Annotated in this window: 18 protein-coding genes; 12 read left to right on the top strand and 6 right to left on the bottom strand. The window is 59.8% G+C overall.

What is annotated here, in order from left to right; all coding sequences use genetic code 11:
- Positions 1-35: 35 nt before the first annotated feature.
- The 5 genes from DWU98_RS05445 to DWU98_RS05425 are packed head-to-tail and all read right to left on the bottom strand — an operon-like array spanning position 36 to position 4,965.
- A complete protein-coding gene (locus DWU98_RS05445; protein WP_115494466.1) occupies positions 36-1,355 on the bottom strand; it encodes an L-fuconate dehydratase in 1,320 nt (439 codons plus the stop codon).
- Between the two features lie 40 nt (positions 1,356-1,395).
- The gene (locus DWU98_RS05440) at positions 1,396-2,250 is read right to left on the bottom strand and encodes a fumarylacetoacetate hydrolase family protein (RefSeq protein ID WP_115494465.1); all 855 of its coding nucleotides are present in this window, start codon (positions 2,248-2,250) and stop codon (positions 1,396-1,398) included.
- 15 nt (positions 2,251-2,265) lie between these two features.
- On the bottom strand, positions 2,266-3,012 hold the full coding sequence (locus DWU98_RS05435) for an SDR family oxidoreductase (RefSeq protein ID WP_115494464.1): 747 nt from the start codon (positions 3,010-3,012) through the stop codon (positions 2,266-2,268).
- 37 nt (positions 3,013-3,049) lie between these two features.
- Positions 3,050-3,940: an amidohydrolase family protein gene (locus tag DWU98_RS05430; RefSeq protein WP_115494463.1), complete on the bottom strand. Its 891-nt coding sequence runs from the start codon at positions 3,938-3,940 to the stop codon at positions 3,050-3,052.
- The gene (locus DWU98_RS05425) at positions 3,937-4,965 is read right to left on the bottom strand and encodes an aldo/keto reductase (RefSeq protein WP_115494462.1); all 1,029 of its coding nucleotides are present in this window, start codon (positions 4,963-4,965) and stop codon (positions 3,937-3,939) included. Before DWU98_RS05425 ends, DWU98_RS05430 begins: the two co-directional genes overlap by 4 nt.
- A 403-nt stretch (positions 4,966-5,368) precedes the next feature.
- On the opposite strand from DWU98_RS05425, the gene DWU98_RS05420 reads away from it, so the two are divergent.
- From DWU98_RS05420 to DWU98_RS05375, 10 genes are all read left to right on the top strand, one after another.
- Positions 5,369-6,406, top strand: coding sequence for a glucokinase (locus tag DWU98_RS05420; protein WP_158544982.1), 1,038 nt, complete (start codon positions 5,369-5,371; stop codon positions 6,404-6,406).
- A 164-nt stretch (positions 6,407-6,570) separates the two neighbouring features.
- Positions 6,571-8,175, top strand: a complete 1,605-nt coding sequence (locus DWU98_RS05415; RefSeq protein WP_115494629.1) for an alpha-L-fucosidase — start codon at positions 6,571-6,573, stop codon at positions 8,173-8,175.
- Positions 8,176-8,185: 10 nt separating this feature from the next.
- On the top strand, positions 8,186-9,235 hold the full coding sequence (locus DWU98_RS05410; protein WP_115494460.1) for a glycosyl hydrolase family 18 protein: 1,050 nt from the start codon (positions 8,186-8,188) through the stop codon (positions 9,233-9,235).
- 46 nt (positions 9,236-9,281) lie between these two features.
- On the top strand, positions 9,282-11,888 hold the full coding sequence (locus DWU98_RS05405) for a glycoside hydrolase family 3 protein (RefSeq protein WP_115494459.1): 2,607 nt from the start codon (positions 9,282-9,284) through the stop codon (positions 11,886-11,888).
- Between the two features lie 41 nt (positions 11,889-11,929).
- Positions 11,930-13,741: a glycoside hydrolase family 35 protein gene (locus DWU98_RS05400; protein ID WP_115494628.1), complete on the top strand. Its 1,812-nt coding sequence runs from the start codon at positions 11,930-11,932 to the stop codon at positions 13,739-13,741.
- Between the two features lies 1 nt (position 13,742).
- Entirely contained in the window at positions 13,743-14,786 is a 1,044-nt protein-coding gene (locus DWU98_RS05395; protein ID WP_115494458.1) for a sialidase family protein, read from the top strand.
- A 312-nt stretch (positions 14,787-15,098) separates the two neighbouring features.
- Complete coding sequence (locus DWU98_RS05390) at positions 15,099-16,121, top strand: glucokinase (protein ID WP_147293224.1); 1,023 nt, start codon at positions 15,099-15,101, stop codon at positions 16,119-16,121.
- A 267-nt stretch (positions 16,122-16,388) separates the two neighbouring features.
- Positions 16,389-19,442 (top strand): TonB-dependent receptor, encoded by a 3,054-nt coding sequence (locus DWU98_RS05385; protein WP_115494456.1) that lies wholly within the window; start codon positions 16,389-16,391, stop codon positions 19,440-19,442.
- Positions 19,443-19,524: 82 nt separating this feature from the next.
- Positions 19,525-21,765: a family 20 glycosylhydrolase gene (locus DWU98_RS05380; protein ID WP_115494455.1), complete on the top strand. Its 2,241-nt coding sequence runs from the start codon at positions 19,525-19,527 to the stop codon at positions 21,763-21,765.
- A 335-nt stretch (positions 21,766-22,100) separates the two neighbouring features.
- Positions 22,101-22,373, top strand: coding sequence for a hypothetical protein (locus DWU98_RS05375; protein ID WP_115494454.1), 273 nt, complete (start codon positions 22,101-22,103; stop codon positions 22,371-22,373).
- 53 nt (positions 22,374-22,426) lie between these two features.
- Here DWU98_RS05375 and DWU98_RS05370 read toward each other — a convergent pair whose 3' ends face one another.
- Entirely contained in the window at positions 22,427-23,440 is a 1,014-nt protein-coding gene (locus tag DWU98_RS05370) for a polysaccharide biosynthesis/export family protein (RefSeq protein WP_230474705.1), read from the bottom strand.
- Positions 23,441-23,857: 417 nt separating this feature from the next.
- Here DWU98_RS05370 and DWU98_RS05365 point away from each other — a divergent pair, with 417 nt between their 5' ends.
- Positions 23,858-24,349 (top strand): low molecular weight protein-tyrosine-phosphatase, encoded by a 492-nt coding sequence (locus DWU98_RS05365; protein ID WP_329955398.1) that lies wholly within the window; start codon positions 23,858-23,860, stop codon positions 24,347-24,349.
- Between the two features lie 28 nt (positions 24,350-24,377).
- A complete protein-coding gene (locus tag DWU98_RS05360; protein WP_115494452.1) occupies positions 24,378-26,579 on the top strand; it encodes a polysaccharide biosynthesis tyrosine autokinase in 2,202 nt (733 codons plus the stop codon).
- Positions 26,580-26,627 lie beyond the last annotated feature (48 nt).

Raw genomic sequence — 26,627 nt, 5'->3', positions numbered from 1 at the left:
GGTGAGGCAAGATTTCGCTAGGTCAGAACCCTAACTTAGTGCGCATTGACGATATCGACCGGCTCCATCCACACGGGGCCGTCCGGATAACGATACTGCGTGAGCGTATCGGCGTGCATCTGGGCGGAGAAACCCGGCGTCTGCGGCGCGATGTAGCGGCCGTTGCGGATCACGACCGGCTCCACGAAATGCTGATGCAGATGGTCGACGAACTCGATCGCGCGGTCTTCCTTCTTGCCGGTGATTGCGATGAAATCGGCCATCGCCAAATGCTGCACCAGCTCGCACAAACCCACGCCACCGGCATGCGGATACACGCGCACGCCGTACTTGGCTGCCATCAACAAAATGGCAAGGTTTTCATTGACGCCACCCACGCGCGCCGCATCGATCTGCACCAGATCGACCGCGCCGGCCTGGAACAGCTGCTTGAACATCACGCGGTTATGCGTGTGTTCGCCGGTGGAAATCGGCACCGGCGCCACGGCGCGGCGAATCGCGGCATGGCCGAGGATATCGTCCGGGCTGGTGGGTTCTTCCACCCATTCCAGTTTCACGTCGACCAGATGGCGCAGCCACGCGATCGCATCGGGCACGTTCCAGCGCTGGTTGGCATCCACGGCGATGGCGATATTCGGCCCTACCGTTTCGCGCGCCAGACGGCAGCGGCGGATGTCGTCTTCCACGTTCATGCCGACTTTGAGCTTGATCGTGCGGAAGCCATCGGCGATCGCTTCGCGCGCAAGCCGCTGCATTTTTTCGTCGGAATAACCCAGCCAGCCGGGGGAGGTGGTGTAGGCGGGATAACCTTCGGCGAGCAGCTGCTCGATGCGCTTGGGCTTGCCGGGCGCGGCAGCGTGCAGCATCGTCAGTGCCTCTTCCGGCGTGAGCGCGTCGGTGAGGTAACGGAAATCGATGGTGGCGACCAGTTCTTCCGGCGTCATGTCGGCAATGAAACGCCACAGCGGCTTGCCGGCCAGGCGTGCGGCCAGATCCCACGCGGCGTTGATCACCGCGCCGATCGCCATGTGCATCACGCCTTTTTCAGGGCCGAGCCAGCGCAACTGCGAGTCGTTGATCAAGCGCTTGGAAAAGCCGCCCAGATCGCCGGCCACTTCCCGCAGGTCGAGCCCCAGGATGTGATGGGCGAGCGCATCGATGGCAGCCTTCTGCACATCGTTGCCGCGTCCGATGGTGAAGGCGAGGCTGTAGCCGGCCAGGCCCGGCTGATCCGTGCGCATGATCACGTAGGCGGCCGAGTAATCCGGATCGGGGTTCATGGCATCGGAGCCGTCGAGTTCGCGCGACGTAGGGAAGCGAACGTCGAACGTGTCCAGGGCCGTAATCATCGTCATGTAGCAGCCGTCCTTGAATCCAGGCGGAGAGAAAGAAAAATCATGTTTGGTTGGGATGCGCGCGCAGGAGCTGGCGTTGCGTACCCAGTCCGTCGATACCCAGTTCGACGATGTCGCCGGCGCGCAGGTACACCGGCGGCTTCTGGCCGAGGCCGACGCCGGACGGTGTGCCGGTGCTGATCACATCGCCGGGCAACAGCGTCATGTAGCGGCTGATGTAGCTCACCAGCTGCGCCACGCCGAAAATCATCGTGCGCGTGTTGCCGTTCTGATAACGATGACCGTTCACCGTCAGCCACAAACCCAGCTGCTGCGGATCGGGAACGTCGTCGGCGGTGACCAGCCACGGGCCGATCGGGCCGAAGGTATCGCAGCTCTTGCCCTTCACCCATTGGCCGCCGTGTTCGAGCTGAAACTCGCGCTCGGAAAGATCGTTCACCACCACGTAGCCGGCTACGTACGAAAGCGCATCTTCCACGCTGACACTGCGTGCGGTTTCGCCGATCACTACGCCCAGTTCCACTTCCCAATCGGTTTTCACCGAATCTTTGGGCACGATCACGTCGTCGTTCGGGCCGATGATGGCCGAGGTGGCCTTCATGAAAAGAATGGGTTGCTCGGGCGTGGGCGCGCCGGTTTCCGCGGCATGTTCGCTGTAATTCAAGCCCACGCAAATGAACTTGCCCACGTGCGCCACCGGCGCGCCGTAGCGTGGCTCGCCTGAAACGCGCGGCAAGGTATCGGGATCGATCGCGGCAAGATGCGCCTGACCTTTGCGGCCAAGCGTCTGCGCATCGATGTCCGGTATGACGGAAGAAAGATCGCGCAGTGCGCCGTTCTGATCGATAAGGCCGGGCTTTTCCTTGCCCACTTGGCCGTAGCGTACGAGTTTCATACGTTCTCTCTCGTTTTAATTGGACCAGCCGCCGTCCACCACATGAACGGTGCCGGTGGTGAAAGACGATTCGTCGGAAGCCAGATACACCGCGAGCGCGGCGATTTCTTCCGGGTCGCCCAGGCGACCCATCGGTTGGCGTTCGACGAAGCTGCGCCAGTGCGCTTCTTCATCGCCCCCCAGTGCGCGCACGCGTTCGCCGAGCGAGGGCGTTTTCACGGTGCCGGGGCAGATCGCGTTGCAACGGATGCCGCGCGTGACGAAGTCCGCCGCGATCGAGCGCGTGAGGCCGATGACGGCAGCCTTCGTCGCCGTATAGGCGAAGCGATTGGGCACGCCCTTGATGCTGGATGCCACCGAGGACATGTTGATGATGCTGCCGCGCCCGCGTTCGAGCATGGGCGGCAGCACGGCTTTGCACAGATGGAACATGCTGTCCACGTTGATCGAGAAGGAGCGGCGCCAGCTCACGTCGTCCGTATCCAGAACGGTGCCGGCGTGCACGTAGCCGGCGCAGTTGAACAGCACGTCGAAGGGCCCGCGTTCGCGCACCAGCGCGTGAATCTGCTCAGCGTGGGTGACATCCAGCGGACACGTCGTGATGGCTGGGTCTTCCGCCTTGAGGCTTGCCAGTGCATCGGCGTTGATATCCGTTGCCAGCACCCGGGCGCCTTCCTTCGCAAACCGGATGGCCGTAGCGCGGCCGATGCCGGCACCGGCCGCGGTGATCAGCGCGTATTTTCCCGACAGTCGTCCGCTCATGCCTGCGTCTCCCGATGACAGGGTGCGATGGGTAAGGTCATGACGTACTCCTTAGATTTTGGTGAGGCATGAGGTTCTGATCAGGCAGGTCCACGTCCAGTGCATAGAAGCGCACCGCATTGGCGCCAAACACCTCGGCCAGCGATCCTGCCGCGTAGCGTTCGGTCAGCTTCATGGCGATGCGCAGCCACTGCGCGAAATCGGCGTGGGTGGTGAGTACCGGCCAGTCGCTGCCCCACATCAGGCGCTCAGGTCCGAAGTGCGAAAACAGATCCGCCACGTAAGGTTCGATCGCATCCTCATCCACTTGCTCGCCAAGCAGCGTAAGCAGGCCGGACAGCTTGCAATGAAGTTGTGGATGCTGCGCCAGTTCGTCGATCCAGCTCGTCCATTGATCGAAGCGTCCATCGGCAATGGCGGGTTTGCCGGCGTGATCGAGCACGACGTTCAAGTGCGGATGCCGGTGCAGGCGGCGCAAAAGCGCGGGAAGATGGCGCATGTCTACCAAGGCATCGAAGGCGAGGCCGCAATCGTGGATGCAATCGAATGCGCGGTCGAGCGAGGGGCGTGCCAGCCAATCCGGATCGGCGATGTCCTGCGCCATCGGGCGCAGGCCGCGCAGCAGGCCGTTACCGTCGCGGACCAGCGCCTCGATATGCGCACCTACGTCATCGGTTTCCATGTCCACCCATCCGACCACGCCGACTACGGCAGCATCTTCATGGGCGAGCTCGAACAAATAGCGTGTTTCCGCCTCGGTCGGTGCAGCCTGCACCAGCACGCTGTACTGCACGCCCGCTGCTTGCCGCTGTGCACGGAGATCGTTCGGCAGAAACGCGCGGCGCAATGCTGCCGGCGCTTGTGCAAGCCAACCGTAATCCCCGCGCGAAGGCTCCCAATAATGCTGGTGCGCGTCGACGATGATCATGGCGTGGGAACGCCCTCCTGCAACAATCCGGCCTCGCGCAGGGCGTGCCATGCCTGGGCTGGAATATCGGCATGGATGCGCGCCACGGCCTGATCCACCTCGGTGACCGAGCGCAACCCGCATACCACGCTGGCAACGGCCGGATGCGCCAGCGGAAACTGCAATGCTGCGGCACCGACGTCGGTGCGTGTGCGCGCAAGGACGTCGTAGAACTGCTGCGCACGCGCCACCGCCGCATCGTCGGCAGGTGCGTAGTTGTAGAAACGACCGGGGCCGCTGGCGTCGCCAAGCAGGCCGGAACTGTACGGGCCCGCCGCGAGCACCGCCGTACCGCTGGTGCGTGCCAGCGCCATCACGGCGTGGCTGTGCTGCTGTTCGAACAGCGTGTAGCGACCCGCCAGCATAATCACGTCGAGCGGGAAGCGCGGCATTACATCCAGGCACACCGCCTCTTCGTTCACGCCGATGCCGATCGCCTTGCACGCGCCTTGTGCGCGCAGCTCCGCCATCGCGGGCAGTGCTTCTTCCAATGCCTGGCGCAATATCGTCGGATGATGGTCGCCATGTGTAAGCGCACCGATGTCATGCAGCAGCAGCACGTCGATGTGATCGACGCGCAAGCGTTTAAGGCTGGCTTCGAAGGAGCGCAATACACCCTCGCGGCTGTAGTCGAAGCGCGCGCGATGGCCGTCGACGATGAAGCCGTCGCCGTGACGGGTTTGCCCGGCATCGGCTTCGATCAGGCGCCCGACCTTGGTCGATAACGTGAAGCTTGCGCGCGGCATGTCGGCCAACGCCGTACCCAGGCGCGTTTCGCTCAGGCCGTAGCCGTAGTAGGGGGCGGTATCGAAATGCCGGATGCCGTTTTGCCACGCATGGTTGATGGTGGCGATCGCCGAGACGTCGTCCATCGACGCATAGAGATTGCCGACCGGCGCACCGCCAAAGGACAGTCGCGACGCGAGCCACGCATAGCGCCGAGCGCTGGTGGTTGCTGGATCCGGCGTGGTCGTCAGTAGCGCCATTCGTCCTCGCGATGACTTGTTCGGCTGCTTATGGCAGGGCGATCCCGCGCCCTGTCCTCCCCATGCCCCGCATCATCGCGCAAACTTCGCTCTGTGTATATATGAACATGTTATTTATAGGTGCCGAAAAGCGGCGAGGGCGCCTGATTGGAAAAAAGTTGTTGCATTTCCATTTGGCTCGATCTAAAACATATATGAAATTTCATTTTGCTAATGAACATTGGCGGCCGATCCAAACGGCGGCACCAACCCAGGGGGCGAGCGGGGTATGCGGTTTTCACCGATAAGCGCCGGCAAAAAGGCTATGGCCTTGCGCCTCTTGCGCGTCTGCGAGGGTTGATCGATGGCCACGGGCATGCCGTTGCTGGCTTCACAGTGTCGCGAGCGGGCGGCTCCTATCGGCATGGCCAGCCCCGTGGATGGCGGTGACCGCTTCCTGGCCGCTGACATCGGCGGCACGCATGCGCGCATCGCGCTGATGGAGCGGGGCAGCGCCGGCCAGCCGACGACGACGGTGGCGTATCGCGTCTACCGCTGCGCCGACCATCCCCATCTGGAAGACATCCTTCGCAGCTTCTGCCTCGAGTTCGATGCGCATCCGCGTGCGCTGGTGCTTGCCTGCGCGGGCTATCTGCATGCTGGCGCGGTGATCACCAAGAACCTGGTGTGGCCCGTGCTGCTGCAGCGCCTGAAGGAAACACTGGCGCTTGAAGAGGTGTGGTTTCTCAACGATCTGCAGGCGCTTGCCTACGCCGTTGGGCATGGCGCCACCGATGGCGCGGCGATGCTCAAGCCAGCCATGTCCAACGATGCCGGCGCAGGTCCCGTGGTGGTGATCGGGCCCGGTACCGGGCTGGGCGCTGCGGTGTGGCTGCCGGGACAACCTGCGCGGGTGATGGCCACCGAAGCGGGCCACACGCAGTTGTCTGCGCGCATCGGCATCGAGCAACACGTGCTGGCGCGCCTGGCGCAGCCGGGCAATCACGTTTCTCATGAAACGGTGCTATCGGGTCCTGGCCTGCATCGCATCTACGTGGCGTTGTGCGCCATCCACGATCGCTATCCGTCCTTGCTCGAGCCATCGGCCATCACCGAGCGCGCCCTTGAAGGGCGCGACGAGATGGCCCGTGAAGCGCTGTCGCTGTTCTGCGGCTGGCTTGGCTCGTATGCCGGCGACCTGGCCATGCTGTATGGCGCATCGGGCGGTGTTTGCCTGGCTGGCGGCTTTCTTTTTCAGATGATCGATTTCATGCGCGACAGCACGCTGGTCGAGCGCTTTCTCGACAAGGGCGTGATGCGTCCGTTTTTGCAGAAGGTACCGATCCGCGTGATCGACCATGGCGCGCATGGCGTGGTGGGCGCGGCGAACTGGCACGTCGATATGCACACCGATATCGGTGTGCGTTCGGGTGGCGAGCGCCATCGCTGCATCGATCTCTGAGGTATCGCCGAGCGCTCCACAAACCTGCATAGGCCATCGCAAATACGTATTTTGGAGAGTGTTGACCCAACGTTTTTCCAACCCCGATCGCGGCGCCGCGTCTCTTCCCCTTGCTTTTCGCGATCGGTTTTTTTCTTTGCAGTGCCGTGGAAAAGGATCGAGCCATGAAACGGTTTTTCTTGTTGCTTGGTGCCGCACTGCTGTGCGGCACGTGTGGCGCCGTCGCGGCACAATCCTCCACGGCACCGACCTACAAGACGCTGTCTCCTGAAGCGGCGGACCTTGCCTGGCAGAAGGCGACCGCCAAGTTCGAGCCTCAGCGCAAGGCGATTATTGCCCGCGTCGACCAGCACATGAACGATGGACAGTTCCATCCGGATTGGGCATCGCTGCAGCACTACCGTTCGCCGGCGTGGTACGACGACGCGAAGTTCGGCATCTTCATTCACTGGGGCGTGTATTCGGTACCGGCGTTTGGCAGCGAATGGTATTCGCGCAACATGTATCAGCAGGGTACGCCGGAATTCGCGCATCACGTGGCCACATACGGGCCGCAGTCGAAGTTCGGCTACAAGGATTTCATTCCCATGTTCAAGGCGGAGCATTTCGATCCGCAGGCCTGGGCCGCCTTGTTCAAGGAGGCCGGTGCGCGTTACGTGGTGCCGGTTGCCGAGCACCACGATGGTTTTGCGATGTACGACTCGTCGCTGTCGGATTGGACGGCGGCCAAGATGGGGCCGCATCGCGATGTGATCGGCGAGCTTGAGAAGGCAGTGCGCGGGGAAGGCCTGCATTTTGGCGTTTCATCGCATCGCGCTGAACACGATTGGTTTTTCGCTGGCGGTCGTACGTTCGATTCCGATGTGAACGATCCGCGCTACGCCGGCTTGTACGGTCCGGCCGAAGCGCATCTGACGAAAAACGACGAAGACCTCGCCAACGACTGGACCTACGTTTCGCAGGCCTGGCTGGATGACTGGCTCGCGCGCACGGCCGAGCTGATCGATCGCTACCATCCCGACCTCATCTATTTCGACTGGTGGATCGGCCACCCCACCTTCCGCAATACGTTGCCGAAGATGCTGGCCTACTACTACAACGAAGGTGCGCATCGCGGTGGTGTGGTCGTCAATTACAAGATGCACGATTTCGCGCCAGGCGCGGGTACGCTCGATATCGAGCGTGGACAGCTCGTTGGTATCCAGCAGGATCATTGGCAGACCGATACGTCCATCAGCAATGCATCATGGGGATACATCCAGCACGACACGTACAAGTCGCCGCGGGAGATCATCCATCTGCTGGTGGATGTCGTCAGCAAGAATGGCAACCTGATGCTCAATATCGGCCCGCGTGCGGACGGCACCATCCCCGAGGATGCGCAAACGATCTTGCGTGCCATCGGCGGCTGGCTCAAAACCAATGTCTGTCGGCTTGATCGAATGAATCACGACCTGGCCGTCTTGCGGCCACGCCAGTTCGATGGCGTAAAGCGCGCCATCGCGGGTCGTGAAACGGAAATCCTGTGGCGTATAGGGCTTGGTCTTGGTGTCCTGGAACGAGCCTCCGACCACTTCGGTAGGCCCTTCGCCAAACACGCGCCACGGCTTGGTGGCATAGATCGCGTCACCATTGTGCGTGCCGTAAGCCTGCTGGCCAATGGCCAGCGCGTCGAGTGGAAGCAACAGCCCGACGGCTTGCATCTGTCGCTATCCAAGCAGCCGGTAGGCCATTACGCCTACGTCTATCGCATAGAAATGGGAACGTGAGGAAAGCCCGATGAAAAAGTTCGTATGCTTCCTGCTCGCAGCGCTGGTCTGCGGCGCAGCCTGCGCAAAACAGCCCGACGCGCTGTTCTATTTGATGGGTACGCGCAAATCGATCAACTCGTTCACCGCACATATCGACAAGATCGGCACGCTCGTTCCGACCTGGTATGGGGTGGATAAGCAGGGTTTGGTGAACGGTGCGCCAGACCCTTACGTGCTCGAGCTGTCCAAACAGCATCGCCTGCCGGTCATGCCTATCATTTCCATGACGGACGGGCGCGACGGGTTCCACCAATTTATGCACGACGAGACCGCCAAACAGCACATGATCGAGTCCATGCTGCAGCAGGCGGAGGAATACGGCTACGTCGGTTACCAGTTCGATTTCGAAAGCATCTCCTGGACAGACCGTGACGCCTTTACGTTGCTGGCCAAGCAGACGGCCGAAGCCTTGCATAAGCATGGCCTGAAGCTTTCGATCGCCGTGGTGCCTAACGCACCAGGGCATGCCGGCGGCGGGCAATTCGCCAAATGGATGTGGCAGTACTGGCGCGGTGTCTATGATATTGCCGCACTCAGCAAATACGCCGACCTGATCTGCTTGATGACCTACGACCAGCACACGCGCTGGACCGTGCCGGGGCCGGTGGATGGCATGCCGTGGATGCTCGAGCAATTGAAATACGCGCTGAAGTACGTGCCCAAAGAAAAGCTTTCCCTGGGTATCGCGCTTTACGGTTATCACTGGTTTACGGGCAATCCCGTGCGCGCCGATGGTACGGAGTCATCCAACATCGAAGGCGCCTATATGGATGCGGACGAATCGATACCGCTGGCCCGTGAGCGCCATATAACCGTGCAGTGGGATCCGGTGGAACACGAGTCCTGGTATTACTTCTACCGCGACGATATGCGCGAATGGGTGTTCATGCCCGATGCGCACAGCTTCCGCGATCGCTACGACCTCGTGAAGCAATATGGGCTGGAGGGTTTCTGCTCGTGGGTGCTCGGCTCGGAAGATCCGAAAGTATGGGACGAGCTGCCCGTGGTATCCCGCTAATGCATCGATCGCGCGAGAGGGGCGGCATGACACGGTGGAACCTTATATGAAAACGCGTGCCACCCCTTTGCGTCTGGCGCCGCTGTTCGGCCTGTTGCTCTTTACGATGAGCGCGGCCTGCGCGCAAGACGCCGCACCTGAAGCGAAGGCCGCGGCGCTTGTCGCCAAGATGAGCTTGAGCGAAAAGATCGGGCAATTGCAAAGCGGCGCGCCGGCGATCCCGCACTTAGGTATCGCCGCCTATGACTGGTGGAGCGAAGGCCTGCATGGCAACGCGCGCAACGGCTACGCCACCGTGTTCCCGCAGGCGATCGGCCTGGCGGCGAGTTGGGATACGTCGTTGCTGCAAGACGTCGGCACCACGGTATCCACCGAGGCGCGCGCCAAATTCAATGCCTCCGGCAGCGGGCACGATCATGTGCGTTATCAAGGGCTCACCATCTGGTCGCCCAATATCAATATTTTCCGCGATCCCCGTTGGGGCAGGGGACAGGAGACCTACGGCGAAGATCCGTATCTCACCGGCCAGCTCGCGGTGCATTTCATTCGCGGTATTCAAGGCGACGATCCCGATCATCCGCGCGCGATCGCCACGCCCAAGCATTTTGTCGTGCACAGCGGGCCCGAAGCGGGGCGCCACGGTTTCGATGTGGATGTATCCCCGCACGATCTGGCCGACACCTATCTACCTGCATTTCGCGCCGCCGTGACGCAAGGGCATGCCGGTTCGGTGATGTGTGCTTACAACGCCCTTCACGGCACCCCGGTGTGTGCGCGGGGCGATCTGCTTACCACGCTGCTGCGTCAGGACTGGGGTTTCAAGGGCTATGTCGTTTCCGATTGCGATGCGATCGACGACATGACCAAGTTCCACTACTTCAAGCCTGACAATGCGCAATCGTCCGCCGCGTCGATCCGTGCGGGTACCGATCTGGATTGCGGTACGGCGTATGCAGATCTGCTCAGCGCGGTGCAGAAGGGTTATGTAACCCCATCCATCATCGACGCATCGCTGACGCGATTGTTCGCCGCACGGTATCGCTTGGGTGAGTGGGGTGATGGCAGTTATCCTTATGCCGGCATCGGCATGGATCAGGTCGACAGTGCCGCGCATCAGCGCCTGGCCTTGCAGGCCGCGCTCGAATCGATCGTATTGCTGAAGAACGAGCACAACACACTGCCGTTGCATCCAGGCACACGTATTGCCGTGATCGGCCCCAATGCCGATACGCTCGAAACGCTGGAAGCCAACTATCACGGCACCGCACGCGCACCGGTTACGCCCTTGGAAGGACTGCGCGAGCGCTTTGGTGCGGATCACATCGACTACGCGCAAGGTGCGCCGGTGGCCGACGGTGTCCCCATTCCGATTCCGGAAACGGCGCTGCGCACGGCCGGAGCGGCGGGGCTCAAGGGTGAGTATTTCGACAACACCGATTTCAGCGGCACGCCACGCCTGACACGCACCGATCGCCGCATCGACTTCGATTGGGATCACGTTACGCCGATCGATGGCGCCAAGACACGCCAGTACGCCGTGCGATGGACGGGGCAATGGCTTCCTCCAGGACCGGGCGATTACACGCTGGCCATCCATGTCGATCGTTGCTTCGATTGCAAAGGCCATGATCCCGTGCGGCTGTTCATCGATGACAAGCCAGTGATCGTGGACGACGGCGATGACATGCACATGCAGGCGCACCTGCATATCGACGACGATCGCCCGCATACACTGCGCCTGGATTATGTGCACAGCGGTGAAGACCAGGGCGTGCGCCTGCAATGGCTTGCCCCGGCGCAAGCGCAGCTGGTGCATGTGACAACGACGATCCGCCGTGCCGATGCCGTCGTCGCATTCGTCGGTCTGTCGCCGGACGTGGAAGGTGAAGAGCTGAAGATCGAAGTGCCCGGTTTTGACGGCGGCGATCGCACGGATATCGCATTGCCCTCCGCGCAGCGTGCGTTGCTCGAAGCCGCCGCCGCCAGCGGCAAACCGCTGGTGGTCGTGCTGATGTCAGGCAGTGCCGTGGCGATGAATTGGGCCAAGGCGCATGCCGACGCGATTATCGCGGCCTGGTATCCAGGGCAAGCGGGTGGCGAGGCGGTGGCGAAGGTGCTGGCGGGCGATTACAACCCGGCCGGGCGTCTGCCCGTGACGTTTTATGCATCCACGCGCGATCTACCGCCCTATGTCAGCTATGCGATGAAGGGTCGTACGTACCGCTACTTCACCGGAACGCCGCTTTATCCATTCGGTTATGGATTGAGCTACACGCACTTTGATTACACCGACCCCACGTTGTCGACATCGGAACTCGCTGCGGGTAACCCGCTGACGGTGAGCGCCGTCGTGCGCAATGACGGTGATCGCGACGGCGATGAAGTCGTGCAGCTTTATCTGCAATCGCTGGATGATCCGCATGCGCCGCGTCGTGCATTGGTGGGTTTCCAGCGCGTGCATCTTGTAGCGAAGACGAGCCGCACGGTGCGCTTCGAGCTCGATTCCAGGCAACTGAGCGATGTGGATGCCGCAGGGCTGCGCGCCGTCGAGGCGGGGCATTACCGCGTGTATATCGGCGGCGGCCAGCCGGATTACAGCGAAGGGGTTAGCGAAGAGTTCCGCATCAACGGAAGCGAGGCATTACCGCGATGAAAACACCGCTGCTTCACGGCCTCAATCTGCTCGGCGCGTGCATGATCGGTGCGGCCCTTCTGCTGAGCATGCCCATATATGCCGCGACCCCTGTCACCATCGAAGGCGACCACTTCGTGCGCGGCGGCAAAGTACATCAAATCATCTCCGGTTCGATGGATTTTCAACGCATCCCGCGCGCGTATTGGCAAGACCGCCTGCGCAAGGCGCGCGCCATGGGTCTAAACGCCATTACTACTTATGTGTACTGGAATTTGATCGAGCCCAAGCCCGGTCAATTCGATTTCAGCGGCAACAACGACGTCGCCGCGTTTCTGCGCGAAGCACAGCAGCAGGGGCTCGATGTCATTGTCCGACCGGGTCCGTACGTATGTGCGGAGTGGGAAGCGGGCGGATTTCCGGCCTGGCTATTCGCCGATCCGCATTCGCACGTACGCACGCAAGATCCAACGTATCTGCACGCGGTCGATCATTACTTCCAGCGATTGGGTAAAGAGCTAGCGCCATTCATGGCCGCGCACGGTGGCCCGATCATTGCCGTGCAGGTGGAAAACGAATACGGCTCTTATGGTGATGATCGCACCTACATGGAGGATATCCATCAGTTACTGATCCGCGCGGGCCTCGGGACTGACTTGATGTTTACATCCGATGGTGCCATTGAGCTGCGCAACGACACGCTGCCGGGTGTGCTCGCGGTCGTCAATTTCGGAACAGGCGAAGCAAAGCAGGCGTTCGGCGCATTGAAAGCATTCCGCCCTGGGCAACCGCAGATGGCGGGTGAATACTGGGCCGGCTGGTTCGATCAATGGGGCGGCCCGCATGCGCATACCGATGCCGATGCCCAGACGAAGGAGCTGGCGTGGATGCTCGCCCAGGGTTATTCGTTCAACATTTTCATGTTCGAAGGTGGCACGACCTTCGGATTCATGAATGGCGCGAATTTCCAGAGTGGGCCGGCCGATCATTACGCGCCACAAACCACCAGCTACGACTATGACGCGCCGCTGGACGAAGCCGGACGACCGAGGCCAAAGTTCGCGATGTTTCGTGATGTCATAGCCAAAGCCACTGGCGTGACGCCGCCGCCATTGCCGCCGGCTACGCGCTTTACGAATATTCCGCCTTTCACGCTCAATGAATCGGCATCGTTGTGGGATAACTTGCCTGCGTCCATCGCGGTCGATCAGCCGCAGCCGATGGAGGTCTTCGGCCAGGCTTACGGGTACATCCTTTATCGCACACACGCATCAGGTCCATTGAAAGGCACGCTGTATCTGGGCGATGTGCGTGATTACGCGTCGGTCTATGTTGATCACGCGCTCATCGGTACGGTGGACCGGCGCCTCAAGCAAGTGAGTTTGCCTATCGCGCTCGATAGCGGCTCGCACACCATCGATGTGCTCGTGGAAAACACCGGGCGCATCAATTACGGGCCACACCTGGCAGATGGCCGGGCGGGGCTGGTGGATCCGGTGCTGCTGGACGGCAAGGCGCTGCATGGCTGGCAGGTTTATCCGCTACCGATGCAATCGCCCGATGATATTCACGGCTGGACAACCGGTCCGGTGGCGGGTCCCGCGTTTCACCGTGGCCACTTTCACGCCGGCACACCCTTGGACACGTTTCTTGACGTGCAAGCATTCGGCAAAGGTTTTGCGTGGGTGGATGGGCACAATCTCGGGCGCATCTGGAATATCGGCCCGCAACGTTCGCTCTATCTTCCCGCACCGTGGCAACAACGCGGCGACAACACGGTGGTGGTGTTTGATCTGCAGACGACCGCGCAACCCGTGCTGCGCGGTGTGACGCAACCGATCTGGATCAAGCCAGACAGCCAGACGTCCGAATGACATGACGATGCTCACGGCGTTGCGCCGGCTTTTGTACGGCGGAATCATTCTGGCCCTTACGCCTGTCACCGTCATGGGGCATCCGATCGTGCTGCGGGAGTTCGTCGCCGTTTCGCCGCCCACCCGGCAGAGTCATGCATCCACACTGGTGGAAACGCCGTCAGGACTTGTTGCTGCGTGGTTCGGCGGAAAACAGGAACGCGACCCGAGCGTCGGTATATGGGTGTCGCGCCAGCTGCAGGGGCATTGGAGCGTGCCCGTGGAGGTGGCAAACGGCGAGCAGCCTGATGGACGCCGGGAGCCAACCTGGAATCCCGTGCTGTTTCTTCCGCGCGGTGGCCCGCTGATGCTTTTTTATAAGGTGGGGCCCGATCCGCAACACTGGCGCGGGATGTTCAAGACCTCCACGGACGATGGCGCGCATTGGTCTGCCCCGCAGTCGCTTGCGGCCGGGCTATTGGGGCCGATCAAGGACAAGCCGGTGCAGCTCGCCGACGCCGAGATAGTCAGTCCTTCGAGTAATGAGTTGGGACACTGGACCATTCATTTCGAGCTTTCCGGCGATGGCGGCAAGACCTGGCGGCTCAGTCAGGCGGTGCCCAACCCGGAGGCCATCGAAGCCATTCAACCAAGCCTGCTGCCGTGGCGCGGCGGGAAGCTGCAAGCCATCGGCCGCACCAGGCAGGATCGCCTGTTCAGTACCTGGTCCACCGACGGCGGGCATAGCTGGTCGCCGATGCGGTTACTGGATGTGCCCAATCCCAATTCCGGGATCGATGCGGTCATGCTGGCCGACGGACGTGCCTGCCTGGTCTATAACCCGACCACTCATGGGAAGGATTGGTGGAATGGCCGTGGAACGCTGGCCGTTGCCGTCTCCAGTGATGGTGAGCACTGGAAGCGTGTACTCACCTTGGAACAGCAGCCTGGCGCCGAATTTTCCTACCCGGCCGTCATCCAGGCCGCCGATGGCAGGCTGCACGTGACCTACACGTGGCAGCGGCGCCGGATTGCCCATTTAGTGATCGACCCGCGGCAAATCTGAGGGGGAATGGCCGCCTATGTTTTCCGAGATATGCAAAAAAAGCAGCCGCCTGTTGCGCTGCAACTTGCCTCGATCTAAACCGCCACATAAGCTTGTAATACATAAATATGAAATGGGTTTTCGTATATGAATGGGGCTGGAATGGAATCGGGCTTCGCGACACCGGAGGGGATATGAGGGATTCCATGCAATTGCCTAAACCTCTCATGGCTTGGCCGTGCGCGGAGTTTCATCGTGCGTGACGACGGTGGCTACCATGTTTCCATTCCAGCCGATCCATGCCATGTCGATGCAGCGCAAGAAGGCGCGTCCATGGCAGCTGTAATGTCTCTGCCTGGCGCGCAAGAACTGTTTCTCGCGGCCGATGTTGGCGGTACGCATGCGCGTATCGGCCTGATTAGATCCCAGCCTGCGCATGGTGTACCGACCATGCTGGCGTATCGCGTCTACAAGTGCGCCGATTTTGCCGGCTTCGACGCTATTGTCCGCACGTTTTGTGAAGCCTTTGCGGTAAAGCCACAGCGCCTCGTGCTTGCCTGCGCCGGCTTTCTGCATGAAGGCGCGGTAGTAAACAACAACCTTCGCTGGCCTGTTGCACCGGCAGAGTTGGAAAAGACGTTGGCATTGAGCCGCGTGGAAGTGCTCAACGATTTTCAGGCACTCGCCTACGGCACCGCGTATTTGAACCCTGATAGCGTCACAAGCTTGCACGATCCTCGACGCGCAACCAGCGATGAAGGTCCCGTGGTCGTAGTGGGTCCTGGCACTGGGCTTGGCGTGGCGGTGCGTCTGCCGGGCAATCCGCCAAATGTGCTCGCTACCGAAGCCGGGCATATCCAATTGGCGGCGCGTGTGGGTCGCGAGCAGGCTGTGCTTGGTGAGCTGACCCAAGCGGACACGCACATTCCTTACGATTACGTGCTCTCAGGTCCCGGACTGCTGCGCCTGTATCAGGCAGTGTGTCGGCTCGACAACGTACACGCAGAATTGCACGAGCCTTCCGCCGTAACGGCGGCGGCATGTACGGGCGCAAACACGCAGGCCGTCGAGACTTTGCAATTGTTCTGTGGCTGGCTAGGTTCTTTTGCCGGCGATCTTGCGATGCTTTATGGCGCAACGGGCGGCATCTATGTAGCCGGCGGGTTCCTCTCGCGCATGACCGATTTCATGGCGCGCAGCAGTTTCGTCAGCCGCTTTCTCGATAAAGGCGTGATGCGCCCATTCCAGCAGACCGTGCCCGTGCATGTGGTGGATCACGCGCAGCTTGGCGTGATCGGCGCGGCAAGCTGGTTGATGGATCACGCCCGGCAGGGTGCGCAGGACGTTCGCTCATGAGCACGCCTGCGTTTACGTCGTTATCTATTTGGTCTGCATGCTCGGGAGACACGCAGGCCTCCGGACATTGCATCGGCACGGACGATGATGCTGCGAAAACCTCGACGGAGGGCCGCGCACACCCTCTATGACCCCCACGCTGCCCACAGTTAGAGAACAACACTAAGACTTAGAAAATCGTCATTACACAATCCATGTATGCCGGTTCGGACTTATAGGGGGTCTGGACGGCAAGAAACTCGATTTTTCACCGGGAGGGGAGAAACAATGAAGAGCACTCACTTACGGCGAGGCGTGTTGGCCAGTTCGCTGTCGCTTGCGCTTTTTGCACCATTTGCTTTCGCACAGACATCGACAACGTCTACCAGTAATTCGCAGACGAATCAGCAGAGCACGTCATCCAGCCAGCCGCCAGCCAACCAGAAAAGTGCGCAGCAGCTGCAGACAGTCACCGTCACCGGTTCGATGATCCCGCGCACGGAGATCGAGGGACCCACCCCCGTGGTCTCCATCACTGGCCAGCAGATCAAAGACGAGGGCTTCACCACGCTATGGGAATTCCTCGATTCGTTGCCGCAGGTTGGCCAGCAGACATCGGATCCGTCCTCGTGGGGTTCCAGCTCGGTCAATGCGCGCTCGGTCAACCTGCGTAACGTCGGCCCTGGCTTCAGCCTGTTGTTGATCGACGGCCATCGTGTGGTGGATTACCCGCAGCCGTTGAACAAGCAGAGCAACTTCCAGAACTACAACAACATCCCCACCGGCATGATCGACCATATCGAAGTGCTGGCCTCCGGTGCCTCGTCGATCTACGGCTCGGACGCGGTGGCAGGTGTCATCAACGTGATCCTGAAGAAGAACTACCAGGGTGACGAACTGCAAGTCACTGGCGGCGGTGCCACCCGTGGCGGCCGCGCTTATGGCGACATCAACTTCTTCGGCGGCAAGTCCGGCGACAACTGGCACATCCTCTACAACGCGGAGAAGTCCAACCGTACGGCGTTGTGGGGCATGGATCGTCCGTATCAGGACTCGGTGTCCTCTGCCGGCTACGGCTCCTGGAGCCCGGCTTCGCGCATGTTCGGCTACCAGTACGACGCGCAAGGCGCGATCGCCCTCTCCGCGCAGAACGGCTCGGGCCAGTACATCACGCCGCCGGCGGGTACCTGCGGGAAGTTCACCAACTCGCAGCTGAGCCAATCGCATAGCGTCACCACCAACGGCACCCAGATCGCCAGCGTGACGAATAACGGTTACTACTGTTCGCAGCCCGCCCTGTTCCAGAACTGGGTGCTGACACCCGGCAGTCGCAGCAATAACGCTTACCTGGCCGGCGAGTACGATTTCAAGGGCACCAGCCTGCAGGCGTATGGCTCGGTGGCCTTGTATGACACGGTGGGTATTTCCAACACCCAGTTGCCCGAATTCGCCACCGGTCCGTTCTATGACCAAAGTACGGGCCAGGTCATCAGCCAGGCCGTGCGCCAGTTGACGGCGCAGGAAATGGGCACGTCGGCCAACACCCACGACCGCGAGCAAAACTGGAATATCCAGACCGGCCTGCGAGGTAGCTTCGATGACAGCCAGTTCAACTGGGACTTGAACCTCAACAGCCAGAAGTACACCGTGCGCGAGGACTACACGGGCATCGACATCAATGCGATGACCAACTTCTTCCAAGGCAAGCAGCTGGGCACCACTACCGTCTCGGGCAACAGCGCCATCAATGGCGGCGGCAGCACCACGATCCCCATCTATGCCATGAACTGGCAGCAGTGGTGGAATCCCATCACGCCGCAGCAATACAGCCAGTTCGCGGTCAATGGTGAGAACACTTCCTCGTCGTGGCTGGACCAGGTGCAGTTCCGCATCAACGGTGACCTTTTCAAGCTGCCGTGGGTGAGTGAGGATCCGATCGGCTGGGCGGCGGTGGTGGAAGCGGCGCACAACGGCTTCCTGCTGTCGCCCGATGCGCGCGGCGATAACGACAACTTCCAGAATCCGTTCGGTGCATATCTCACCGGTGGTGGCACTCGCCAGCGCTATTCGGTGGGCAACGAGTTCCGCGTACCGGTGCTGGATTCGGTGACCTGGACCATCTCCGGCCGCCTGGACAAGTACAACGACGCCAGCAGCGCCGACATCGCCCGTACCTGGAATACGGGTCTGGAATGGCGTCCGTATGATGGTCTGTTGATCCGCGGCAGCTACGGCACCAACTTCAAGGCGCCGGACATGCAGGCCATCTACCTGACCGGCTCGACCTCGCCGATCGGTGATTACGTCGATCCCTTGCAATGCATCAACGCCATCAAGGCGGGCCAGGCCAACAGCACATGGTGCAGCCAGGTGCAGCGCCCAACCTCGCAGTACTACAACTTGACCACCGAGGGCAGCCGCTTGTTGCTGCCGCAGACCGGCCACTCCTGGACCTATGGTTTCGTGTGGCAGATTCCGGGTGTGCAGGGCCTGTCGTTCTCCACCGACTACTGGCACATGGGCGTGGACAACTCCATCGAGTACCTCGACCCGATCACCGTGCTGGCTGACGAGGCCGGTTGCCTTACCGGCTTGCAGGTAAACGGTTCATCGGCTTTGTCGCCATATACGGCGCATGTGCAGGGCTCGGCGTATTGCAAGATGGTGACCCAGATGGTTCAGCGCAATGCGGCTGGCCAGATCGTTTCGGAGGAATCGGGCCCGATCAATGAGGCTTCGCTGTACGTGAGCGGCATCGATTCCACGCTGGACTACAAGCTGCACACCGACGATTACGGTGACTTCCGCGCCAGCATCAACTACACCGACAACCTCTCGTACAAGCAGCGCGTGCTGGCTTCTGATGCCTTGCAAAACACCCGCTATAACAACGTGGCGAGCAGGATCACGTGGATTGGCGATTGGCACAAGGGCGCCTGGGACGTGTCGATCTCCGGTCTGCGTGACGGCGGTATGCGTGCCCCGAACTATGGCAGTTGCAATACGCTGCCCAATGGTATCCAGCCGAGCATGATTACGGTGCAAAGTGGCACGGAATCGGTGAGCACTGGTGTTTGCCAGGTGAACGTCAATGGCACCCCGGTAACCGTTGCCGACACCGAGTATCAGGGTCATACGCCGGTGTGGATCACCTGGAACACCGCGGTCGGCTACAACATCAACGACAGGGCCAGCCTGAAGCTCACCGTGTCCAACATCTTCGACAAGGTCGCCGAGATCCCGTATTACGCCGGTGGTTTCGAGTTCGTCACGACGGGCCAGACCGGTAGTGAATACAACGGCCGCGAGATGTTCCTCACGTTCAACTACAAGATTGATTGATCCCCACTTGCGAGCCCGGCGTGATGCCGGGCTCGCTTTTTTTCGGGGTAACGATTTGGTTTTTTTGCAAGGAATTCATCTGATGTTGAAATCCCTCTTGACCTGGTGTCTTGGCGTGTTGGCCGTTCTCGCAAGTACGCAGGCAATGGCGGAAATCAGCATCATTCCCAAGCCGCAGCACATGGAGGTGAGGCAGGGCAGTTATCGACTTGATGCACATACCGGCATCGATGCACCGGAAGGTGCGCGTGCACAGGAAATCGTCGCCTTTCTGCGCGAATCGGTTTATCAGCAGACCGGGATCAGACTGTCGCGCAGCCCGCACGCGCATGGCGTTGTGCTGGCGATCGATCCGACGGTTCAGGGCGAGGAGGCTTATCGCCTTTCGGTTACGCCGCGTGGCGTGATCATTCAGGCGTCGAGCGACAAAGGGCTATTCTGGGGCGTGCAGACGTTACGTCAGTTGCTGCCGATCCAGCACGCATCGTCCACGGTGATACCGGCTCTTCGCATCGAAGATCGGCCCACTTTCGCCTATCGCGGTTTCATGCTCGACGTAGGTCGCCATTTTTATCCAGTTTCCTTCATCAAGAAACAGCTTGACTTGATGAGCTACTACAAGCTCAACACCTTCCACTGGCATCTCACCGAAGACCAGGGTTGGCGTATTCAGATCAGCCGTTACCCTAAGCTCACGTCAGTGGGCGCGTGGCGCACCGAGGCCGACGGCAGTCGTTACGGTGGCTTCTATACGCAGCAGGACGTGCGCGAATTAGTGGATTACGCGCGTACGCGCAACATCACGGTGATCCCCGAGATCGAGATGCCGGGTCACAGCGTGGCGGCGCTGGCGGCGTACCCCGAATACTCCTGCACGCAACAACCCTTGACGGTGCCTACCACCTGGGGCGTGTTCAAGGATATCTACTGCGTGGGTAATCCTGAGACGTTCGTGTTCCTGCAACACGTATTGGACGAAGTCATGGGCTTGTTCCCCTCGCAATACGTGCACATTGGCGGCGATGAAACGCCCAAGGATCGCTGGAAGGATTGCGCCTCCTGTCAGGCGTTGATGCACGAGCAAGGCCTGAAGGATGAAGAAGGGCTGCAGAGCTACTTCATCAAGCACATCCAAAGCTATCTCAACAGCAAGGGCAAAACCCTGATCGGCTGGGATGAAATACTCGAAGGCGGCGCGGACAAGAACGCCATCATCGAAATCTGGCGAGGCGATGACGAGGCGCGCAAAGCGCTGTTGAATGGCAACCGCGTCATCATTGCCGGTCCGTTCTATCTGGATGCTCCGCTGGACCGCCTCACCGTAAAGAATGTCTACAGCACCGACATCACGGGACACACGTCACCCGACACACCGGGCGATGACGCTGTGTTCAAGCAACACCGCGCGCAGATCCTTGGCGCCGAAGCGCCGTTGTGGAGCGAGCGCGCCAATCCGTTCAACGCCGAATCCAAGATGTACCCGCGTTTGATCGCCTTTGCCGAAAATCTGTGGACGGGAACGCATGACGATGCCGCCTATGCGGATTTCGAACAGCGCCTGCATGCGCAGGAAGACTGGCTGAACAGCCAGAACGTGGCTTACGGGCCGGAAGATCAGCCCGTCGTGAGTTACTCCATTGCATTGGACGCACAGCAGCATAGGTGGCAGCTGCATGCCAAACGTGGCTTCAGCGACTTGCAAAATCACTACACCATCAATGGTGCGGACCCGACGGAGCGCTCTCCTTCCTTCAGCGATGAGGTAAACATCGAACGGGCAGGGACGCTGAAAGTGGTGCCCTACAGGCGCGGCTTGCGCTACGACAACGCCACCCTCTTCACCTTGGCGAACAATCTCGCTTCTGGCCACTCCATTTCTTTTGCACAGCCGGCCGACGCGTCGTATGCGCCGGGTGACGCGCTGATTGATGGTGTGAGGGGGAGCGCGGATTTGCATGACGGTCGTTGGGCGGCCTGGCACGACAGCGACATGATCGCCACGATCGATCTGCAAAAGGAAACGGCCGTTCACGCTATCGACGTAGGCTTTCTGTTCTCCACGCAGTCCAGGATTCTGCTGCCGGAACGGGTGGTCTTTTCTGTCTCGACTGACGGCCAGCATTGGACGTCGCTCTATAGCGATACGCCCGCCGATGATCAGTCATCCGCGGGCGGTACGCATCAATTCCGGTTTCATTCGGATAAGGCCATTACCACGCGCTACCTGCGCGTGGAAGCCGATCAGCGCAAGACCATGCCGGCTTCGTTTACGGGCGGAGCCAACGATATTTGGCTGTTCTCTGACGAGATTCTTGTCCAGTAAATAGCGTGATGACACGCTGACATCCCTGCTCGCAAGGAGTGGGGTTTAACGATACGCGTGCGACCAGCTTCAAATGTTGGCCGTTTTGCTTTGCTGCTATGTCCGTTTCCCGAGTCATGTCAGGGAAGGTGCGCTGTTGTCTGAGCAAATTGCTGCAGCGAAACCGTTCTGCTTTGTCATGTCGTCATTTCGGCGTTCGCCCGAATGACTGTAAAGCTGGGATCACCCTTTTTAGCGCCGCCCTTGGCTTGCAGCGAATGCAGCTATTTTTTTTGTTGCATTTTACGTAACGTTACAATAAATTGCGCCAAGTTCAACACAAAAGGAGTGCCGCCATGGTGGATCCTCGCGATCCAGGAACCATTGCCATGCTGCTTTCCCACAAAAAGCGACGAGGACGGCCGCCCACCGGCAACGCCAAAACCGCTGCCGAACGCATGCGGGCCTATCGCGCGCGCCACGTCACGGTGAAAAGCGACGTGCTTCGTTCAGTGATTTCGCAATGCCAGGAAATTCAGCAGTTGCTGGAGAGCAATCAGGCATTGCGCAATGAGCTGGATGCGGCCTACGCCGAAATCGAGCGGCTTCGTTCAGGCCCTGGCAAATAAAAAAAGGCGCCGTTTTACCGGCGCCCATCTGCGGAACCCAAACGACGCCATCGTTATGGTGTCGCGTTGATCTGCTCCTTGGCGAAGGCTGCATTGCCAACCAGGCTGGAAAGCGGCACCAACTGGCTGAGGAAGCGGCCCCATTGCGTGATCGCTGCCGCGCCGACCCACACCACGTCACCGGCCCTCACACGGAAATCGTCAGCCAGCGCAAATGCCGCGGGTGAGCGTGCGTTGAGGTGAAATACCGTGGCGGGTTCGGCGGCCAGATTCTTTACACCGCGAATCACATAAACCGACTTGCCGCTGGACGTCACCGGATCCAATCCGCCGGCGCGCCCTAATGCCTGAGTCAGCGTCAAATCATCGGTTCTGAACGGAATCGCCTGCGGGCGCATCACTTCGCCCATCACATAGATCTCCTTGTCGTCGTTGTATCCGAGAAACAGACGATCACCGGGTTTCAGAAAAATGGACTGCTCGGTGGCCTTGCTGATGGTGTTCAGATCGATATGGTAATCCTGCCCATCGCGCGTCAACACGAGATTGGATAAATCTGCATGCCCAAGATCGATGCTTGCCGTACCAATCGCCTGCGCAAGTGTCAGGGGAACAGTGGTCGCCTGCTGCGGGTCGGTCCTGTTGAAAGCACCTTGCAGCGTAATCAGCTGACTACCGTAGCTCGTAACAGCAACGTCCACCTGGGGGTTGGGTACAAATTTGGTGAGCTTGCTGGTGATCGCATCGCGCAACTCGTCAACGGTCATGCCCTGCGCGTGGATGATGCCGGCGTAGGGATAGAACAGCGTGCCATCTGAACGCACCAGGCGACTGTTGGCGCTTGTCTGTTGCTGCGAGCCGGCCGGTGCCGTCAGTTCAGGGTGGTCCCACACCGTGATGTAAAGCATGTCACCGGGGCCGATCCGATAGGACTCGGGCCGATAGCTCAGCAGTTCCGGTGCAATCGGTGATGGTCGGACTTCCTGTTGGCTCTGGATCCATTCAGGTGTGATCTGCACGAGCTGAACACGACCTTTATCAGGATTGGACAATGCGCTTTCGGACATGTGTTGTCCGGGAACGACGGCGCACCCAGCCAGGACTGATGTTGCTAATAACGCTGCCAAAACAAACGATACTTTCATGTGCACTCCACATGTTTCGATGTTTGTGCCACTCGGCTGAAGCACTGGGCGTCAAGTGCGGAATTATGAATAACAAACCCTCTCATATCGGCTACGTTTGCTTAATTAATTAAGCTCGCGACAGTGTCGCGGTGTCGTAAATGAACTGTGGTCGAGCGCGACTTTTTTTCGTCACGTGTGTGTAGAAAACGTCTTGTGATGCCAAATGTTTTGAAAAATCCATGTGGCCTTGACGAATGCAGGGCTATAACTTCATCTGAACTTTAGACGATGAGACCTGATTGCGCGTGCGTACGCGGCACATGTAAGGGCAGAAAACGTTGAAATATACAGCTAACAATGGGATATGGCTTACGGTGTCTTGTGCCAGCACAAGCGATGGGAGTGTTTCCATACGTGTTCAAACGTATTTTGATCGTCTGCATAGGCAACATCTGCCGCAGCCCTACGGCCGAATTTCTGTTTCGCGAGAGGTTGGCTCATCGCGGCATTCACATCAGCAGTGCGGGTCTTAAGGCATTGGTGGGACGACCTATGGACGACAACGCGATGCAAATATTGAAAGAACATGGCATCGATGCAGCCGAACACCGGGCGCGACAGCTCGATCCCACCATGCTGCGCGACGCTGATCTCATACTGACGATGGAGCGCAATCACTTGACCGCTGTGTCGAGGGTAGCGCCCGAAGCCAGTGGTAAGTTGTTTCTTTTGGATAAGTGGCACACCGCCAGTGATGTACCCGACCCCTTTCGCCAGCCACGACACGTATTCGAGCATGTCCACGCCATGATCGAGAGCGGCGTCGACAGCTGGCTTCGTTATCTCTAACTATGAGTGATCCCTTGAGGAGCGGCTTATGACCACCAAGCAGACCTTCGCAACACGCGATGATGATATCGACTTGCGTGCCTTGCTAGGGACGCTGGCTGATAACAAATGGAAGATCATTACGATCACGATCGTGTTCTTCCTGATCAGCGTGCTCTACGCGATACTTGCCACTCCGATCTATCAAGCCAGTGCATCGGTGCAGGTCGAGCAAAAAGCGCCCACCTTGCCAGGTATGGACGATCTTTCGCAGTCGCTCGGCATTTCAACATCCCAGGCGATTACGGAAATCCAGCTCCTCACGTCGCGCAAGGTGATCGGCCAGGCAGTGGAAAACCTCAAGCTCGATATCGAGGCGACGCCAAAGCGCTTTCCGCTCATCGGCTCTTATATATCGCGCCAGTTCGTAGCCGATCATCCGGGTGAAATAGCCTCGCCCGTATTCGGTCTGAGCCGTTATGACTGGGGTGGTTCGCAACTCGATATTTTCCGGCTCGACGTGCCGGCTGATCTTTTGGACGAAAAGCTGTCCCTGATCGCCGGTGATCATGGCGCCTATACGCTGCAGGACCCGGACGGCAACGTGCTGGTGAACGGCCGCGTGGGCCAAGTGGCCACGGGCAACGGTGTGACGATCCAGGTGCAAAGCCTGCAAGCTAATCCAGGCATGCGTTTCCGCGTGGTTCGGCACTCGCATATGGATACCATTGCGAAGCTGCAGAAGGATGTCGAGGCCGAAGAGCAGGGTAAGGATTCAGGCATCATCGCGCTGACCTACAACAATCGCGATCCGATCGTGGCGACCAATCTGCTTGACCAGGTGACGTCGCTCTACGTGCGGCAGAACATCGATCGAAGCGCGGCGGAAGCGGCTAACAGCCTGCAGTTCGTGCGCGAAGAACTGCCCAAGGTGAAGCAGGAATTGGATCACGCCACCCAGGCGTTGAATGCGTATCAGCTCAAGGAGCATTCGGTCGACCTGACGATGCAGACGCAATCGTTGCTGGATCAGAACGTATCGATCGATACCAGCCTGGATCAGTTGAAGATGCAGATGGCCGAAGTGCAGCGTCATTACACGCCAGAGCATCCTGAATACCGTTCGCTGCAACAGCAGATCAGTCAGTTGCAAGGTGAGAAGGGCGCGCTGCAGCACAAGATCGGCATGCTGCCCAATACTCAGCAGGCATTGCTGAAGCTGACACGTGATGTCACCGTCACCGGCCAGACCTACACCAATCTGCTTAACCAGGCACAGCAACTGGATATCGCGCGCGCCGGCACCGTCGGCAACGTGCGCGTCATCGACCAGTCCGCCGTGAACCTCGCCAAGCCGTGGTGGCCGCGTGCGTTGTGGGTGATCCCAGGCGGCGCAGTGCTCGGCCTGCTGGCGGCACTCGCATATATCTTTCTGCGCCAGTTGCTCTCGCGTGGTGTCGAAGATCCGGTGGCGATCGAGCGCCTTGGTTTGCCGGTTTACGTCTCCATTCCGCTCAGCGACACGCAGCGCAAGAGCGCGTTGCGGATTGGACATCGTTCCAACAGCCATCAGCATCTGTTGTCCTTGAATGCACCGGCTGATATGGCTACGGAAGCCTTGCGAAGCTTGCGCACCAGCTTGCATTTTGCGCGCCTGGAAACACGCAACAACGTGTTGATGATCTCCAGCGCCAGCCCGGGCGCAGGCAAGAGCTTCGTGGCGGCCAATCTTGCAGTGGTAATGGCGCAAGCTGGTCAGCGCGTGCTCCTGATCGATGCAGACATGCGCAAGGGATTGCTGCACAGGATGATCGGTGGCCGGCCTGAAAACGGCCTGTCCGAACTCATCTCCGGACAGGTCGAACCCAGCCAGGCCATTCGCACCGTCAACGGCGTAAGCAATCTCTTGTATATATCGCGCGGCAAGATTCCGCCCAATCCGTCGGAATTGCTGATGCACGCCAATTTCAACACGCTGCTTGAAATGCTTCGCCCGCGCTATGACCTGATCATCGTCGATACGCCGCCGGTGCTGGCGGTGACCGACGCGGCGGTCATCGGTCATCATGCGGGCACAAGCTTGCTAGTGGTGCGTTTTGGCATCAACCAGGTGCGCGAGATCGCCCTGGCCAAACAGCGCCTCGAACAGAACGGCGTACCGATCAAGGGAGCTATCTTCAACCTTGTGGAGAAGCGTGCAGCCGGCTACTACGCCTATGCCTACTACGCCTACGAACCCTCCAAGGTATAAAGGGTTCATCGGCAGATTGCGCCGGTCGGTGGCGATACCTTCGCCACC

This window comes from Dyella monticola (assembly GCF_003363155.1).
Taxonomy (GTDB): Bacteria; Pseudomonadota; Gammaproteobacteria; order Xanthomonadales; family Rhodanobacteraceae; genus Dyella_B; species Dyella_B monticola.
The sequence above is the reverse complement of the archived record's forward strand: the minus strand, read 5'-3'. Positions and strand labels throughout refer to the sequence as shown.